Annotated in this window: 15 protein-coding genes and 1 rRNA gene; 10 read left to right on the top strand and 6 right to left on the bottom strand. The window is 65.8% G+C overall.

Translation table 11 applies throughout. The features are described 5' to 3' along the window. Window positions 1-65: ribosomal RNA gene (locus K5Q19_RS10490) — 16S ribosomal RNA — on the bottom strand; the annotation flags it as partial. A 554-nt stretch (window positions 66-619) separates the two neighbouring features. Here K5Q19_RS10490 and K5Q19_RS10495 point away from each other — a divergent pair. From K5Q19_RS10495 to K5Q19_RS10515, 5 genes are all read left to right on the top strand, one after another. Continuing rightward, window positions 620-1684: a glycosyltransferase family A protein gene (locus tag K5Q19_RS10495; RefSeq protein WP_292944567.1), complete on the top strand. Its 1065-nt coding sequence runs from the start codon at window positions 620-622 to the stop codon at window positions 1682-1684. 2 nt (window positions 1685-1686) lie between these two features. Continuing rightward, window positions 1687-3210, top strand: a complete 1524-nt coding sequence (locus K5Q19_RS10500; RefSeq protein WP_292944571.1) for a lipopolysaccharide biosynthesis protein — start codon at window positions 1687-1689, stop codon at window positions 3208-3210. A 56-nt stretch (window positions 3211-3266) separates the two neighbouring features. After that, on the top strand, window positions 3267-4181 hold the full coding sequence (locus K5Q19_RS10505; RefSeq protein WP_292944574.1) for an aspartyl protease family protein: 915 nt from the start codon (window positions 3267-3269) through the stop codon (window positions 4179-4181). A gap of 64 nt (window positions 4182-4245) precedes the next feature. Beyond that, window positions 4246-6081 carry an ABC transporter ATP-binding protein/permease gene (locus tag K5Q19_RS10510; RefSeq protein WP_292944577.1) on the top strand — a complete coding sequence of 612 codons (1836 nt, stop codon included), beginning with the start codon at window positions 4246-4248 and terminating at the stop codon, window positions 6079-6081. Window positions 6082-6093: 12 nt separating this feature from the next. Next, window positions 6094-6753, top strand: a complete 660-nt coding sequence (locus K5Q19_RS10515; RefSeq protein ID WP_292944580.1) for a hypothetical protein — start codon at window positions 6094-6096, stop codon at window positions 6751-6753. Window positions 6754-7099: 346 nt separating this feature from the next. Here K5Q19_RS10515 and K5Q19_RS10520 read toward each other — a convergent pair whose 3' ends face one another. Beyond that, the gene (locus tag K5Q19_RS10520) at window positions 7100-7300 is read right to left on the bottom strand and encodes a DUF1737 domain-containing protein (protein ID WP_292944583.1); all 201 of its coding nucleotides are present in this window, start codon (window positions 7298-7300) and stop codon (window positions 7100-7102) included. Window positions 7301-7380: 80 nt separating this feature from the next. Between K5Q19_RS10520 and K5Q19_RS10525 the strand changes: the two genes are divergently transcribed. Then, complete coding sequence (locus K5Q19_RS10525) at window positions 7381-8766, top strand: peptide MFS transporter (RefSeq protein WP_292944586.1); 1386 nt, start codon at window positions 7381-7383, stop codon at window positions 8764-8766. Window positions 8767-8833: 67 nt separating this feature from the next. Continuing rightward, window positions 8834-10183, top strand: a complete 1350-nt coding sequence (locus K5Q19_RS10530; RefSeq protein WP_292944589.1) for a peptide MFS transporter — start codon at window positions 8834-8836, stop codon at window positions 10181-10183. Here K5Q19_RS10530 and hslU read toward each other — a convergent pair. Genes hslU through K5Q19_RS10545 form a run of 3 tightly spaced genes read right to left on the bottom strand, consistent with a single transcriptional unit; the run spans window position 10180 to window position 12652 of the window. After that, the gene (gene hslU, locus K5Q19_RS10535; RefSeq protein ID WP_292944592.1) at window positions 10180-11481 is read right to left on the bottom strand and encodes an ATP-dependent protease ATPase subunit HslU; all 1302 of its coding nucleotides are present in this window, start codon (window positions 11479-11481) and stop codon (window positions 10180-10182) included. The genes K5Q19_RS10530 and hslU overlap by 4 nt on opposite strands. A 56-nt stretch (window positions 11482-11537) precedes the next feature. Next, window positions 11538-12095 (bottom strand): ATP-dependent protease subunit HslV, encoded by a 558-nt coding sequence (hslV, locus tag K5Q19_RS10540; protein WP_292944595.1) that lies wholly within the window; start codon window positions 12093-12095, stop codon window positions 11538-11540. Window positions 12096-12145: 50 nt separating this feature from the next. Further along, window positions 12146-12652, bottom strand: coding sequence for an outer membrane protein assembly factor BamE (locus K5Q19_RS10545; RefSeq protein WP_292944598.1), 507 nt, complete (start codon window positions 12650-12652; stop codon window positions 12146-12148). A gap of 195 nt (window positions 12653-12847) precedes the next feature. On the opposite strand from K5Q19_RS10545, the gene K5Q19_RS10550 reads away from it, so the two are divergent. Genes K5Q19_RS10550 through K5Q19_RS10560 form a run of 3 tightly spaced genes read left to right on the top strand, consistent with a single transcriptional unit; the run spans window position 12848 to window position 15376 of the window. Then, window positions 12848-13363, top strand: coding sequence for a ubiquinol-cytochrome C chaperone family protein (locus tag K5Q19_RS10550; protein ID WP_292944601.1), 516 nt, complete (start codon window positions 12848-12850; stop codon window positions 13361-13363). Further along, on the top strand, window positions 13360-13878 hold the full coding sequence (locus K5Q19_RS10555) for a DUF177 domain-containing protein (RefSeq protein ID WP_292944604.1): 519 nt from the start codon (window positions 13360-13362) through the stop codon (window positions 13876-13878). Before K5Q19_RS10550 ends, K5Q19_RS10555 begins: the two co-directional genes overlap by 4 nt. A 52-nt stretch (window positions 13879-13930) precedes the next feature. Further along, a complete protein-coding gene (locus tag K5Q19_RS10560) occupies window positions 13931-15376 on the top strand; it encodes an MATE family efflux transporter (protein WP_292944685.1) in 1446 nt (481 codons plus the stop codon). A gap of 4 nt (window positions 15377-15380) precedes the next feature. On the opposite strand, the gene K5Q19_RS10565 is transcribed toward K5Q19_RS10560, so the two are convergent. Further along, window positions 15381-15620, bottom strand: a complete 240-nt coding sequence (locus K5Q19_RS10565; RefSeq protein ID WP_292944607.1) for a hypothetical protein — start codon at window positions 15618-15620, stop codon at window positions 15381-15383.

Below are 15620 nucleotides of genomic sequence, written 5' to 3' on the forward strand. Positions count from 1 at the left end.
TCGACTTGCATGTGTTAGGCATGCCGCCAGCGTTCGTTCTGAGCCAGGATCAAACTCTCAAGTTTTGTCACAACACCTTGCAGCACGAGCCGGAGCCCGCAGACCGCGAGGTATCGAACTTCGGGAGCCGATAACCTGCACTTGTCAAACGTAATGGATACGAAGGACATACAGACATCGGCTTGGTTACCGGCGTTCGAGGCCCAAAGACCCTCGACACCGGGCGCCGTCGCCCACATGTCCCTTCATCTAAACTAACGATGTCAAAGAGCCACCAGACAGAATTTGGCGGACAACCAGTGTTCCCCGATTTTTGCTACCGGGGGACTTGGTGTCCGACTATGTTGGCGACCGGTAGAGGAGGAAGCGAAGCCGCCGTTCCCTGCCGGTGAAGGGGCATATATGGAGGGGGTTCGGGCCCGTCAACGGGATTTTGCATTTTTTTTGAAACAAGTCGCAAACCCCCCGAAAACAGGGGACTTTGCGATTGTTGCGCGCCCCTCCTGAATCGCCTTCCCGCCGAATCACCCCCCTGAGTCGCTCGGAATCGCGAAGAATCGCTTCCGACTCGGCTTCGTAAGCGAAACCTTAAGCTGCTCAGACATAGTCCAGACCGGACATGATCGGCGATTCTCACCATGCGCCTCCGCCAGCAGCTTTGCCGGGCACGGAGAATGCCTCTTCCGCGCGCACGCGCACGGGTGCACGCGTGGCGGTGATCGTGCCAGCCTATGGTGTCGCCCACCTGCTTGGCGAGGCGCTCACCTCCCTCCAGCGCCAGTCCTTCAGCGAGTGGGAATGCATCGTTATTGATGATGGCGCGCCGGATGATGTTGCGGGCGCTGTTGCTCCTTTCCTCTCCGATCCGCGCATCCGCTTCCTCGCCACGGGAAACCACGGTGTCTCCTGCGCGCGCAACACGGCGATCGCTGCCGCCACCGCACCCCTGGTTTCGCTGCTTGATGGCGACGACCTTTTCCGGCCCGGCTATCTCGCCGCGGTCGTCCCGATTCTCGAGGCCGACCCCGGTGTCCGTCTGGTCACCTGCAATGCGCTGATCTTCGGAGCGGTGCCCCGCCTGCACACCTGCGTCGAATCCCCCCAGCCGACGCATGGCGCGCTCGCGCAGGTGCTCGACCGCTCTTTCAACGTCTATATCGGCACCACCTTCCGCCGCGCCGATTTCGATGCGATCGGCGGCTTCGATACCCGCATGGCGCAGTCGGAAGATTTTGATCTCTGGGTGCGCCTGATGATGCTCGGGGGCACAGCCCACTATATCGATGCGATACTCGGCGAATATCGCGTCCGTCCGGGCAGTGCCTCGGCCAATGCGGGGCGCATGCTGCTCGGCAATATCCGCACTTATGAGAAGGCGCGCGCGGCGCTCGCCGCCGATGCACCCGAGATCCCGCTGCTCGACCGTCTCCTTGCCGACAGCCGCGCCGCGCTCGAATTCGAACATGCGATAGATTGCATCGTCGATGGCGACACCCAGCGTGGCCTCTCGGCACTGCATGGTTGCCGCAGCCAGGTTGCCGGTGTGACATGGCGCCTGTCGTTCGCACTTTGGCATCTCTTCCCGGCGCTCGCCCGCCCGATGCTGCGCTGGCGCCGCCGTGCCCACAGCCGGGGTGCAGTCGCCGGAGCTGCTTACCCCAGCTTCCTCGAATCCGAGGGTTGAACTTGGCCCGCATCGATCGCCTCATTGCAGAGCTTGCCGAGCAGCCGCCGGTCATGTCGGTGCGCACGGCCGCCGCTTGGGCGCTGGTCTCGCAATACACGTCCTTTGCGATCCAGTTCGCCACCAGCGTCGTCCTCGCGCGCTGGTTCATCACGCCGGCGCAGCTGGGCCTGTTCTCGATCGCCTTCGCCGCGATCACGCTGGTCGCCTTCCTGCAGGACTTCGGCGTCACCCGCTACATCAACGGCGAGCGGGATCTGACCGCGGACAAGCTCCACACCGCCTTCACCATTTCGGTCGTCTTCGCCTGGGGCATCGCGCTGCTGGCAATTCTGGCCTCCGGGCCGATCGCAGCTTTCTATCACGATCCGGCAATGCGCCCGGTCGCACTCGTCATTGCGTGCTCCTATCTGCTCGTGCCGCTCGCGATCGTCCCGCAGGCCACCTGCCAGCGGCGGATGGACTACAAGTCCAACACGATGATCGAGGTCGGCTCATCCATCGCCAATGCCGGTGTGGCGATCACGCTGGCGCTCTTCGGCTATGGTGCGCTGGCGCTGGCGTGGGGCGCCTTTGCCCAGCAGGCCGCGCGCCTCCTCGTAAGCCAATGGCGCGCAGGCCTCATGCTGCCCTGGCCGCTGCGGCTCGAAGGCGCCGCGCCCGTGTTCCAGCTCGGCGGCACCAACAGCGCGCAGGCCACGTGCTACTCGATCACCGGCCGCGCACCCGAACTCGTCATCGGTCGCCTGATCGACAACGCCGCCGTCGGTCTTTTCGCCCGCGCCTCGGGTCTTGCGCTGCAGCTCCGCCAGCTGGTCGCCGGGGCGGTGACCGGCGTATTCTATCCCGCCTTCCGCCGCGTGCGCGATAGCGGCGAGCCGCTCGGCCCGCCCTATTTGCGCGTGGTTGCGGCCTATACCGGCGTGACCTGGCCGGCGATGGCGGGAATCGCGGTCCTTGCCGAGCCGATCATCCACCTGCTCTACGGCGAGCGCTGGCTGGCGGCCGCCCCGCTGCTGGGCTGGGTCGCGTTCTCGCAGCTGTGTTACATCGCGCTGCCGCTCAATGGCGATCTTCCGGTCCTGCTTGGCCGGATGCGCGGCCTTATCCGCCGCAATGTGATCGAGACGCTGGCCTCGGTGCTGCTGCTTGCGATTGCCGCGCCTTTCGGCCTCATCTGGGTTGCCATCTCGCGCTTTGCTCATGGCCTCGTGTTCATGGTGATCTATGCGCCGTTCATGCAGGAAATGCTCGGCTTCCGCTGGCGCGATCTTGCGGTGATCTACCTGCGCAGCCTCATCGCCACCGGCGCTGCAATCACGCCGGTGCTGGTAGGCTATCAGCTCTGGGCCCCGGCGGCAGAGGCGGGCGCGCTGCAGATGCTGGTCACCGCCGGCACGGGCGCCGTGCTCTGGTTTGTCGTGCTCCGCTTCATCGGCCACCCGCTCTTTGCCGAGATTACCGGCCTTCTTGGCGAACTTGCAGGCGCGCTGCGCCACCGCCGCGTGGAACCCGCAAGGCCCTGAAATCCATAGGCAGCGCCAAAGGAAAGGCGTATGCTTCTTCGCAGGAGAAGGACGCCATGGGTCTGCTCGCAATGCTTTCAACCGGCGCGCTCGCGCTGGCCACGCCCGCACCGCTGCCTCCGGCCGAGACCGGCCCCGGCGGGATCGATATCGTGAAAGCCGATATCGACCGGCACGACCGCATGACCGTCCCGGTCCGGATTGGTCAGGCTGGCCCCTACGATTTCCTTGTCGACACCGGCGCCGAGCGCACCGTCCTCGCTCGCGATATTGCCACGCAGCTGCAGTTGCCGATGTCGGGCAAGGGGCTCCTGATCGGCATCGCCGGCACGCAGAGCGTCGATCTGGTCGAGATTGACGAGATAAACCTCGGTCGCCGCAGCTTCTATGGCCTCACCGCTCCGCTGCTCGATGGCTACAACATCGGCGCCGATGGGATCATCGGACTCGACAGCCTGCAGGACCAGCGCGTCCTCCTTGATTTCGCAAAGAAGCGCATGACGATCGGCGATGCCGTTCAGCTCGGCGGCAGCCGCGGGTTCGAGATCGTGGTGCAGGCTCGCCGCCGCTCGGGCCAGCTCATCATGACCAACGCGATCATCGATGGCGTGCGCACCGATATCGTGATCGACACCGGCTCCGACACGTCGATCGGCAACCGCGCGCTGCAGAAGGCGCTCGCCAAGCGCCACAAGGGCGAGACGACCGAGCTTCAGTCCGTCACCGGGCAGACGATCATGGCCGATATCGCCATGGCAAAAACCGTAAGGCTCGGCACGATGACGATGAGCAATTCGATGCTCGTCTTCGCCGATACTCCCGCCTTCGACAAGCTCGAACTGGTCAAGCGCCCGGCGATGTTCATGGGCATGAACCAGCTCAAGCTGTTCCGCCGCGTCGCGATCGATTTTTCGAGCAAGCGCATTCTTTTCGACCTGCCCGACAGCGCCGAGATTCCGATCCGGTTCTGAAAGGTACGCGCGGCAATTCCCCATAACCACTGGCGAAACCCGCCAAAGCCCCTATCTGGGTACAATGCCGCCAGATACCGCCACTGATCCTGATGCCCGCCACGATGGCTGGGGCACGCTTCGCCGCTTCCTGCCCTATCTCTGGCCGCGCGATAACCCGGTGCTGCGGCGGCGGATCATCGGCGCCACACTGCTGATCCTCGCCGCCAAGGCTACCACGCTTGCGCTCCCTTATGCCTACAAGCGCGCCATCGATGCGATGAGCCTGCCCGGCACCACAGCGGGCACTGCCGGCAGCGCCTATGCCGTCGCGCTCGCTTTCGTGCTCGCCTATGCGCTCGGCCGCTTCTCCGGCGTCGCTTTCGACAACTTGCGCAACATCGTGTTCGAACGCGTCGGGCAGGACGCTACCCGCGCGCTCGCGGAAGACGTGTTCAGCCGCCTCCACAAGCTGTCGCTGCGCTTCCACCTCGCCCGCCGCACCGGCGAGGTCACCAAGGTGATCGAGCGCGGGACCAAGAGCATCGACGTGATGCTCTATTTCCTCCTCTTCAACATCGCGCCCACGGTGATCGAGCTCGTCGCGGTCGCGGTGATCTTCTACATCAGTTTCGGCTGGCCGCTCGTCGCCGCCACCGCGCTGGCGGTCGTGCTCTATGCCTGGGCCACGCGCACCATCACCGAATGGCGCAACGCGCTGCGCGAGAAGATGAATCGGCTCGACGGACAGGCCATGGCCCGCGCCGTCGATTCGCTGCTCAACTACGAAACGGTGAAGTACTTCGCCGCCGAAGCGCGCGAGGAAGCCCGCTACGCGCAGGCCACCCGCGCCTATGCCGATGCCGCGGTGAAGAGCGAGAACTCATTGGGCCTGCTCAACATCACGCAGGCGCTGATCGTCAATCTGCTCATGGCGGGCGCGATGGCCTACACCGTGTGGGGCTGGGCCAAGGGCCAGCTCACCGTTGGCGATGTCGTCTTCGTCAACACCTACCTCACCCAGCTGTTCCGCCCGCTCGACATGCTCGGCATGGTCTACCGCACCATCCGCCAGGGCCTGATCGACATGGCCGCGATGTTCAAGCTGATGGACGAGCCGCAGGAAGTGGCCGACGCCCCCGGCGCGCCTGCCCTCCTCGTCCGCCAGCCCGCAGTCGTGTTCGACAACGTGACCTTCGGCTATGACCCGGACCGCACGATCCTCCACGGCCTGACGCTCGAGATCGCCGCCGGCAGCAAGGTCGCCATCGTCGGCCCCTCGGGCGCGGGCAAGTCGACCATCGCGCGCCTGCTATTCCGCTTCTACGATCCGCAGGCCGGGCGCATCCTGATCGACGGGCAGGATATCCGCCTCGTCACGCAGAAATCGCTGCGCGCGGTGCTCGGCATCGTCCCGCAGGATTCGGTGCTGTTCAACGATACCATCGGCTACAACATCGCCTATGGCCGCGACGGCGCGGACATTTCCGACGTCGAAGCCGCCGCCCGCGCCGCCGCGCTCACGCCGCTGATCGAACGCCTGCCGAAGGGTTTCGAAACCGAAGTCGGCGAACGCGGCCTCAAGCTTTCGGGCGGCGAAAAGCAGCGCGTCGCCATCGCGCGCACACTGGTGAAGAACCCGCCCATCGTCCTCTTCGACGAGGCCACCAGCGCGCTCGATACCCGCACCGAGCAGGATATCCTGTCCACCATGCGCGGCCTTGCCGAACAGCGCACCACGATCTCGATCGCGCACCGCCTCTCGACCATCGCGGATTCGGACCGCATCTTCGTGCTCGATCAGGGCCGCCTCGTCGAAAGCGGCGGCCACCTCGAACTGCTCCGCCGCGACGGCCTCTACGCCGAAATGTGGAACCGGCAGGCCGCCGAACAGGGCGACCTCAGCGAAGCGGCGGAATAGACACGCCGGGCGATGCTCACTCTCGCCCTTCTGCTCGCCGCCCCGCAGGCCGAACCATCCGCGCCGCAGCCGGTTCCTTGCGCCGCAACCGGCGGGCTCCTCCCCGGCTCCGGCCTCTGCCGCGCCGATGCGCTCGCCCGCCTGCCACGCGGCGCTTGGAATCCGCCGCAAGGCTGCGATGTAATCGCGCAGGAAGCCCAGCTCACCGGCGGCCGCTGGCTGCTCTACGCTGCCATGCGCTGCGGCGAGAAGACTACCCGCCTCGCCGTAACGCCCCAGCAAGGCGGCGCGCTCGTGCTGCGCTATGCCGAAACCGCCCGCAATGCGGAGCTGATGGGCCGCAAGGCGCTAACAATCGTCGAAAGCAGTCCGGCACACCTCGCAGTCTACACCCTCGCCTCCGCCGGCCTGCCGCAGCCCCAGACCCAGCGCTGCGCCCTGCGCACGCCGCGCGGCGAGGGCTATCCCTACGATGCCTTGGTTTACGATCTGGCTACCAGCGAATCCCGCGTGACCGCCGCGCTGGACATGCCCTGCGGTCCCTATGGCCGTTCCGCCTGGCCCGACACCTACTGGCGCCTCTTCTCGGGCATCGGCGTCTATTATCAGTCCGCCGGCGACCGGCCCGAGTTCGATCCGGAAAGCCTGACTGTGTTCAAGCAAGGCAGCTAAGTTTTGCGACGCTGCCGCCGACGGGCAGCCAGAGGAGCCGACTCTGTTTGGGCATATTCAGGCGGCAGGGCGTAACGGTCCCGACGCTCATACGAACGCCCCGCGCGCAAACCTCGCGCTCGCAGCATCCGGCTCATCCGCCACAACACGAACATTTCCGCGCAAGCCAGGAGGCTGCAGATGAGAGAGCCCATGACGATGCACCATGCCTCGGCTGACTGAAGAAGGAAAACTGCTGGCGGAGCGATGAACATCGGGAGGAGCGGTGAAGCGGGGCGATGATTGAACTTCAAGTCGTCATCAATCAGCTTCCTGATCCTGAAGTAGAGAGGCGCAGATTTCGGCGTCACTTCACCACATCGGCCTCATGCCACACCACCGCCTGCGCGGCCTTCATGCAGCCGCCTTCCTCGTCCCAGGTGATCGTGGGCGAACCATAAAGCCGCCAGCCCTGCATCAGCGCCTCGGACACGCGGTCGCAAAAGGCGCGGTCGTCCTTGCCGGTAAGCAGGCGGTAGATCGGGCGGTCTTCGGGGGTCGTATACATCTCCTCGTTCTAGCAGACTGCCCCCTTCTGACAATTCCCGCCTTGCGCGGCGGTCAGGCGCACGCCACGGTGCGGCGATCATGCCTGAAACCAACGCAAACGAACGCTTTGGCCAGCCGAAGGGGCTCTGGACCCTCGCCGGCACCGAATTCTGGGACCGGGTCTCGTTCCACGGGATGGTCTCCATGCTGGTCCTCTACATGACCGGAGACTTGCTGGTCGGCGCCCGCAGCGAGCAGATCGTCGGCTTTGCTGCCTATCGCAGTTTCCTGCAGTCCATCGGGGTGACGATGACCCCAACGGGGATCGCCACCCAGACGTTCGGTCTCTACTTCGCCGGAGTCACTTTCCTGCCGCTGGTGGGAGGCTGGCTGGGCGACAAGGTCGTGACCCGGCGCACCGCTGTCGCCACCGGTGCCATGTCGATGACCGCAGGGCACTTCTGCATGGCCTTCGATGCCACCTTCCTGCTGGCGCTGGTTCTGCTGGTGACAGGGGCGGGCTTGCTGCGCGGCAACCTTACGCCGCAGATCCGCGCGCTCTATGCCGAAGGCGACCGGCGGCTGGCCGATGCTTTCCAGGCCTACAGCTTTGCCATCAACATCGGCGCATTCGTGGCCCCGATCGCCAGTGGCGCGGTGGCCAAGGCCTATGGCTGGCATGCCGGCTTCGCGGTGGCGGGCTTTGGCATGCTGGCAGGGCTGGTCTGGTATCTCGCCGGATCGCGCCACTTGCCGGTGCAACCCCCACGCGTCAGGCACGCCGGGCCCGCGCGAGCCTTCACGCCGCGCGAGCGGCGCGGGCTGATCGGGCTTGCGCTGGTCTGGCCGGTAAGCCTCGCCTTCTGGACCAGTCAGGCGCAGATCTGGAACGTCTACAGCCTGTGGGTGCGCGATCACATCCGCATGGAAGTGGGCGGCTTTGCCGTGCCGATTCCGTGGCTGCAATCGCTCGACGGACTTGCCCCGGCCGTGGCCGCGCCGATCCTGATCCTGCTCTGGCGGTCGCAGGCCAGACGCGGGGCCGAACCGACCACGCTGACCAAGGCGGCCACCGGCTGCCTGATCATGGCGGGATCGACCCTGATGCTCGCCGCCGAACCCGCCTTTGCCGGTTCCGATGACCGCGGACCGCTCTGGCTGGTCGTGCTGTTCCATGTCGTCTCGAACTTCGGCGCGATCAGCTTTGCCCCGGTGATCCGCTCCTTCTTTGCCGAACACGCGCCCGAACAATGGAGGGGGACCGTCATCGGCCTCGAATCGCTGTCGGTCACCGGGGCCAGCCTGCTCAGCGGCGTCATGGGCGGCTGGTATCAGTCCGTCTCTCCGCCGCTGTTCTGGGCGGTCAGCGCCTCGATCTCAGGTAGCGCCGGCATCGTGTTGCTGCTCGTGCGGCACCGGCTGGTGCGCTGGATCGAGGGGAACGATGCCAGCCCCATCAGTCCGGACCCAAATACATTGCAATAACCCTAGCTTCGTCCACTCTGGCTCGGAGTGGAGGATATCTTTGGCCGATCAAACAGCCCCCGCGTCCGTGCGCACAACCGATCTGTTCGGCCAGCCCAAGGGCCTCTGGGTCCTCGCCGGCACCGAGTTCTGGGACCGCATCTCGTTCCACGGCATGGTCGCGATGCTGGTGCTCTACATGACCGGCGACCTGCTGCTGCACCCCGATCGCGTCGCCACCATCATCGGTTTTGCGCCCTGGCGCGCCGCGCTCGAAGCCACCTCCGGGGCGCTCAGCCCGCAGGCGCTAGCGCTGCAGACTTTCGGCTACTACTACGCCTGCGTCACCGGCTTCCCGCTGCTCGGCGGCTGGATCGGTGACCGGGTGACGGGCCGCAAGATCGCCGTCGGCGGCGGCGCGGCGATGATGACGATGGGCCATTTCGCGCTCGCCTTCGATCGCACCTTCCTCATCGCGCTGGTTCTCCTGATGTGTGGCGCGGGCCTGCTGCGCGGCAATCTCTCGGCGCAGATCAAGTCGCTCTATGCCAATGGAGATGCCCGCGAGGTCAATGCCTTCCAGTACTACTACCTCGGCATCAACTTTGGCGCCGCCGCCGCGCCGATCCTGAGCGGCAGCGTCGCCGCTATCTGGGGCTGGCATGCCGGTTTCGCGGTGGCGGGCTTCGGCATGCTGATCGGCCTTGCAACCTATCTCGCCGGCCAGCGCTGGCTAACCGCCGCACAGCATGGCGCCCGCCAGCCCACCGGCAAACGGGCGCCCCTCACCCCGGGCGAGCGCCGCCGCGTGCTGGGTCTCCTGATGATCTGGCCGATGGTGGTAGGATACTGGACGGCGCAGGCGCAGATCTGGAATGTCTACAACATCTGGCTGCGCGACAGCGTGAACCTTGATCTGGGCGGCTTCAGTGTCCCGGTCCCGTGGTTCCAGTCGCTGGACGGCCTTGCCCCGGGCCTGTTCATTCCGCTCGTCCTGTGGATCTGGTCGATGCAGGCCAAGCGCGGACGCGAACCCGATGTCCTCACCAAGCTTGCCATCGGCAGCGTGATCTTCGGCCTCAGCGTCGGCCTGCTCGCGGCGGGGCCGCTAATGGCGAACACCGCGGGCCGCGCGCCCATCGCCCTCCCGCTACTCTTCCACGTGACCTCGAACTTCGGCGCGATGTACTATGCCCCCGTCATCCTCGGTCTCTACGGCACACGCGCGCCGGAGAGCCTGCGCGGCACCTTTGTCGGGATCTGCATGCTGGCCGTCGCAGCCGGCAGCATTCTGAGCGGCTGGATGGGCGGGCTCTACGAAAGCCTCGGCCCAGCGCCGTTCTGGCTGATCAACGCCGCTATCTGCACCGGCGCCGGGATCGGCATCCTGATTGCCGCGCCGGTGTTGAACCGCCTGCTGGCGCAGGACGAGGCCTAAAGAATATACTTCGACAGATCCGCGTTGCCCGCCAGCCCTGCCAGCCGTTCTGCCACATAAGCCGCATCCACCGTCACCGTCGTCCCGCGCCGGTCTTCGGCCTCAAAGCTCACTTCCTCGAGCAGCTTTTCCATCACCGTCTGCAACCGCCGCGCGCCGATGTTCTCGACCGTCTCGTTCACTTGCGCCGCCGTCCGCGCGACAGCCCGGATCGCGTCCGGCGTGAAGTCCACCGTCACTTCCTCCGTGCCCAGAAGTGCGCGGTACTGCTCGACAAGGTTTGCCCGCGTCGAGGAGAGGATATGCACGAAATCGTCCTCGGTCAGCGCAGTCAGCTCCACCCGGATCGGCAGACGCCCCTGCAGTTCGGGCAGCATGTCGCTGGGCTTGGCCACATGGAACGCGCCCGAGGCGATGAACAGCACGTGGTCAGTCTTCATCGGCCCGTACTTGGTCGCGACCGTCGTGCCCTCGATCAAGGGCAGCAGATCGCGCTGCACGCCCTCGCGGCTGACGGAGCCGCCGCGCACGTCGCTCACCGCGATCTTGTCGATCTCGTCGATGAACACGATACCGTTGGTCTCGGCATTGATCAGCGCCGCGCGCGCGACGTCGTCCTGATCCATGCGCTTCTCGGCCTCTTCGTCGACCAGCTTGTCCCAGGCATCCGCCACGCGCAGCTTGCGCCGCTTGAGCGGCTTCTGCCCGAAGGCCTTGCCCATCATCTCGGAGAGGTTGATCATGCCGATCCCGCCCTGCATGCCTGGGATTTCCATGGCCTTGGCGGGCGTATCCTCCACCTCGATCTCGACCTCGACGTCGTTCATCGCGCCTTCGGTGATCCGCTGGCGAAAGCTCTCACGCGTCGCCTCGCTCGCGCCGTCGCCGACCAGCGCCTTCAAAAGCCGGTCCATCGCCGCCTTGCTAGCCGCCTCGCGCACCGCCTCGCGCCGGCGCTCCTTTTCGAGCCGCACCGCTTCCTCGACCAGATCGCGCGCGATCTGCTCCACATCGCGGCCGACATAGCCAACTTCAGTGAACTTGGTCGCCTCGACCTTCACGAACGGCGCTTCGGCCAGCTTCGCCAGCCGCCGGCTGATCTCGGTCTTGCCGCAGCCCGTGGGCCCGATCATCAGGATGTTCTTCGGCGTCACTTCATCGCGCAGTTCAGGCGGCAGCTTCTGCCGCCGCCAGCGATTGCGCAAGGCGACCGCCACGGCCTTCTTGGCATCGGCCTGGCCGACAATATGCGCATCAAGCGCGGCAACAATGGCTTTGGGCGTCAGGCTTTCAATCATGGATTCTCTCACTCCCCTCCCGCGTGCGAGAGGGGTCGGGGGTGGGTCAGCGGCGCTCAGATTTCTTCCAGCGTCACGCGGTCATTGGTGAAGACGCAGACTTCCGCCGCCACCTGCATCGCCCGGCGCGCGATCTTCTCCGCATCGTCCTCGTAAGGATCGAGCGCCCGCGCCGCCGCCAGCGCATAGTTCCCGCCGGAGCCGATCGCGGCGATTCCGCCTTCGGGCTCCAGCACATCGCCGTTGCCGGTCAGGATCAGCATCGTCTCGGCATCCGCGACGATCATCAGTGCTTCGAGATTGCGCAAATACTTGTCAGTCCGCCAGTCCTTGGCGAGTTCCACGGCGGCGCGCATCAGCTGCCCCCGATGCTGCTCCAGCTTGCGCTCCAGCCGTTCGAACAAGGTGAATGCATCCGCCGTCGCGCCCGCGAAGCCGGCAATCACCTTGCCTTCCCCGATGCGCCGAACTTTCCGCGCATTGGGTTTCATCACGGTGTTGCCCATGGAAACCTGCCCGTCACCGGCAATGACGGTGCGGCCGTTTTTCTTGACGCCGATGATCGTGGTGCCGTGCCACTGCACGAGCCCGTGTGCGGAATGTCTGTCGTTCATGCACCCGATATGGGGCGCACAAAATCCGGTTCAAGCGCTATGCCGAACCCTCAGCTTCCGTTGGGCCCGGAACCCTGCGGTCCGCCGCCCGCACCGGCTTGCCCGGGAATCGCGCCGACCGAACCGATGTTGCCGAACAGATCCTCGAAGAAGCTGCGGTTGCGGCCCAGGGTCGGGGTCTTGTGGCCATCGGGATTGAGCGAGACGACCTTTTCCATCCCCCGCTGTTCCACGCTGGAAACATTTCCCTTCTCGTCGAAGTTCACCATCAGCACGGTCTGTGTCTTGGCCTGCGGGCGCTTGAATGGGCGCTGCTTGGTATCGATCGAGACGTAGTACCAGATCTGCTTGCCGAACTCGCTCTTGAACGTCGGCTGGCCCAGCGCGCGCTGCACGGAAGTGCGGTTGTCGATCCCCGGCTGCACCGAACCCGTCAGCGCCGGATCGATCAGATAGCCGCGGTGGTCCTTGATGCTGGCACAACCGCTGGCCATGAGCGTCAGCGCGCCCAGCGCCGACACCGCCCGCAGTCCCTTGATCCAGCCGTACCCTCGCATGCGCTACTCCAAAACCGCTGGCGCAAGGCACCGGCAGCTGCCGTGCCCGATCGGGGCGTTTGCCAAACCGCAAGCGCGCCCTATATCGCCATTCATCGACCCGTGCCTTAAGGCGCGCGGCCAATTACTGCAATGGCACTCAGGCGCTTTCCCCGCCCTGAACCGCGCCGCATCGCAAGAAGGACACCCGCTCCCATGTCTCTCCTCGCCCGACTGTTCGGTGCCCGCCAGGATGATCGCGATACCGTGCGCGAGCTGTGGCACCGCGTCGTTGCCATCGCGCGCGAGAAGGAATGGTACCGCGATTGCGGTGTCGCCGATACGCTGGCGGGCCGGTTCGACATGATCACGCTGGTGCTCAGCCTCGTCATGCTGCGCATGGAGCATGAGGACGCCTTGATCGCCCCCAGCGCGCGCCTGACCGAGCTGTTCGTCGAGGATATGGACGGCCAGTTGCGCGAACAGGGTGTAGGCGATGTCGTGGTCGGCAAGCATATCGGCAAACTGATGGGCACGCTCGGCGGCCGTCTCGGCGCCTACCGCACAGGCCTTGCCGGTGGTGAGGTCGCGATGGCTGAAGCCGTGCGCCGCAACGTGACGCTCACCTCCGGCACCGATCCCCTGCTCGTCGCGCAGCGCGCCCGCGCCTTCGCCGCCGGCCTCGCGCTCGTCCCCGGCTTCCGCGTGCTGGCGGGAGAAATCGGCAGATGAGCCTGCCCGCGCCAGAATACAGCTACCCGGTCGATCTGCGGCAGATCACCGATGCGCCGCTCACGCTCGTGCCGGATGATGCCGCGCGTCGCCGCCTAGCCGGGCGCTTCGGAATCACGGCGATTCCCGCGATGCAGGCCACTGTCCAGCTGGTGCGCGAGGGTGAACGGGTCACCGCCACTGGCCGCCTCGTGGCCGACGTGATCCAGGCCTGCCGCGTCTCCGCCGAAGACTTTCCCGTTCATATCGACGAGCCCGTCCAGATGCGCTTCGTGCCCCTCGCAGGCGCCATCACGCCGGACGAGGAAGTGGAGCTCAGCGCCGACGACCTTGACGAGATCGAATACGAAGGCACCGCCTTCGATCTCGGCGAAGCCATCGCGCAGACCCTCGCGCTTGCCATCGATCCCTTCGCCGAAGGCCCGAATGCCGACGCCTTCCGCGCCGAACATGGCCTCAATGACACCGCGCCCACCGGCCCCTTCGCCGCCCTCGCCGCGCTGAAGAAGGACTGAGCCGGTGGACCAGCCCACGTCTCCTGTTCGCACCAAACCAAGCCACGGCCCCATCCGCGGCCCCAAGGACGGCCACCGCGATCTGACGAAAGGCCCGATACTCACCACCCTGCTGATGTTCTCGGCGCCGACGCTCGTCTCGAACATCCTCCAGGCGCTCAACGGCTCGGTCAATTCGGTCTGGGTCGGCCAGATGCTGGGCGATTCCGCCCTCGCCGCCACCGCGAACGCCAATGTCGTGATGTTCCTGCTGTTCGCCGCGGTGTTCGGCTTCGGCATGGCCGCCACGGTCAAGGTCGGGCAGGCCTTCGGCGCGGGCAACACCGATGCCGCGCGCCGCACGTTCGGCACCGCCATCGGCCTTTGCGTCGGTCTCAGCCTCGTCCTCGCGCCGCTCGGCTGGCTGCTGACCCCGGCTCTCCTGCGCGCGATGAGCACCCCGCCCGAGATCTTCGGCTTTGCGCTGATCTACCTGCGGCTGATCTTCGTCGCGATGCCCGCTTCCACCATCACCGTGATCATGGGCATGGGCCTGCGTGGTGCAGGCGATGCGCAGACATCGCTGCGCTTCATGATCGTCTCGGTCGTGCTCGATGTCGGGCTCAACCCGCTGCTGATCGGCGGCTTTGGCCCGGTTCCGCCGCTCGGCATTGCCGGTTCGGCGCTCGCCACGGCGATCGCCGCCTATGTCTCGATGGCCGGCCTCATCCTCTATGTCTACGCCAAGGGCCTGCCGCTGCGTCTGCGCGGACGCGAGCTTGCCTACCTCATCCCCGATCCCGCCGAACTGCGCTACATCCTGACCAAGGGCCTCCCCATGGGCGCGCAGATGCTGATGATCTCGGCCTCGGGGCTCATCATCATCGGCCTCGTCAATCAGGAAGGCGCGATGACCAGCGCCGCCTATGGCGCCTCGCTGCAGGTCTGGACCTACCTCCAAATGCCCGCGATGGCGATTTCCGCGGCGCTCAGTGCCATGGCCGCACAGACCATCGGCGCCGGCCTCGTCGGGCGCCTCGGCAAGATCACCCGCGCGGGGCTGATCCTCAATGTCTCGATCACCGGCACGCTGCTCCTGCTGCTGCTTGCGTTCGATCGCCCGGTGCTCACCCTGTTCCTCGGCCCGACCAGCCCCGCGGTCGATGCCGCGCGCCACATCCAGTTCCTAGGCAGCTGGAGCTACATCCTGTTCGGCATGACCATCGTCCTGTTCGGCACGATGCGCGCGGGCGGCGTGGTCATCACCCCCATCGTTGTCCTCGGCATCGCGATGTATCCTGTCCGCCTCGGCTTCTATGCGCTGGCCTACCCTTCACTCGGCGTCGACGCGCTATGGCTGTCCTTCCCGGTCGGCTCCGCCGCCGCGCTCCTCATGGCCACCTGGGCCTACCGCCGCCCCGGCTGGCGCCAGCACGCCCGCGTGGTCGATTCTGACGAATGCAGCGAGGAAGCGCAGGCCGACGGCGACTGCTCAGGCCGCATGGCGCCGTCGCTGTAGGCGCCTAGTCCTTGCCGTTGCGCCAACGCCAACCACCGGCGGTCCGGGTCGCGCAGATCCATAGCAATGCCGCAGTCAGCACCATGATCACGCAGAAACCGACAAGGGGCGGCAGTACGCGCGGCATGACGATCACGCTTGCGAAATAGCCGATCAAGATGGCCCAGCCTTCCCAAGCGATGGGCAGGCCAGCACCGTAGCCATACCGCTTCGGTGCGAACCAGGGTTTGCGTGCTTGTGCCAT

The organism is Novosphingobium sp. (assembly GCF_019748365.1).
Classification (GTDB): domain Bacteria; phylum Pseudomonadota; class Alphaproteobacteria; order Sphingomonadales; family Sphingomonadaceae; genus Novosphingobium.

Coding starts and splice junctions, on each gene's coding strand:
- K5Q19_RS10565 (WP_292944607.1), bottom strand. CDS start 15,620: ATGGCACAAGCACGCAAACCCTGGTTCGCACCGAAGCGGTATGGCTAC.
- K5Q19_RS10525 (WP_292944586.1), top strand. CDS start 7,381: ATGCCTGAAACCAACGCAAACGAACGCTTTGGCCAGCCGAAGGGGCTC.
- K5Q19_RS10515 (WP_292944580.1), top strand. CDS start 6,094: ATGCTCACTCTCGCCCTTCTGCTCGCCGCCCCGCAGGCCGAACCATCC.
- K5Q19_RS10555 (WP_292944604.1), top strand. CDS start 13,360: ATGAGCCTGCCCGCGCCAGAATACAGCTACCCGGTCGATCTGCGGCAG.
- K5Q19_RS10505 (WP_292944574.1), top strand. CDS start 3,267: ATGGGTCTGCTCGCAATGCTTTCAACCGGCGCGCTCGCGCTGGCCACG.
- hslU (WP_292944592.1), bottom strand. CDS start 11,481: ATGATTGAAAGCCTGACGCCCAAAGCCATTGTTGCCGCGCTTGATGCG.
- hslV (WP_292944595.1), bottom strand. CDS start 12,095: ATGAACGACAGACATTCCGCACACGGGCTCGTGCAGTGGCACGGCACC.
- K5Q19_RS10550 (WP_292944601.1), top strand. CDS start 12,848: ATGTCTCTCCTCGCCCGACTGTTCGGTGCCCGCCAGGATGATCGCGAT.
- K5Q19_RS10545 (WP_292944598.1), bottom strand. CDS start 12,652: ATGCGAGGGTACGGCTGGATCAAGGGACTGCGGGCGGTGTCGGCGCTG.
- K5Q19_RS10520 (WP_292944583.1), bottom strand. CDS start 7,300: ATGTATACGACCCCCGAAGACCGCCCGATCTACCGCCTGCTTACCGGC.
- K5Q19_RS10495 (WP_292944567.1), top strand. CDS start 620: ATGATCGGCGATTCTCACCATGCGCCTCCGCCAGCAGCTTTGCCGGGC.
- K5Q19_RS10510 (WP_292944577.1), top strand. CDS start 4,246: ATGCCGCCAGATACCGCCACTGATCCTGATGCCCGCCACGATGGCTGG.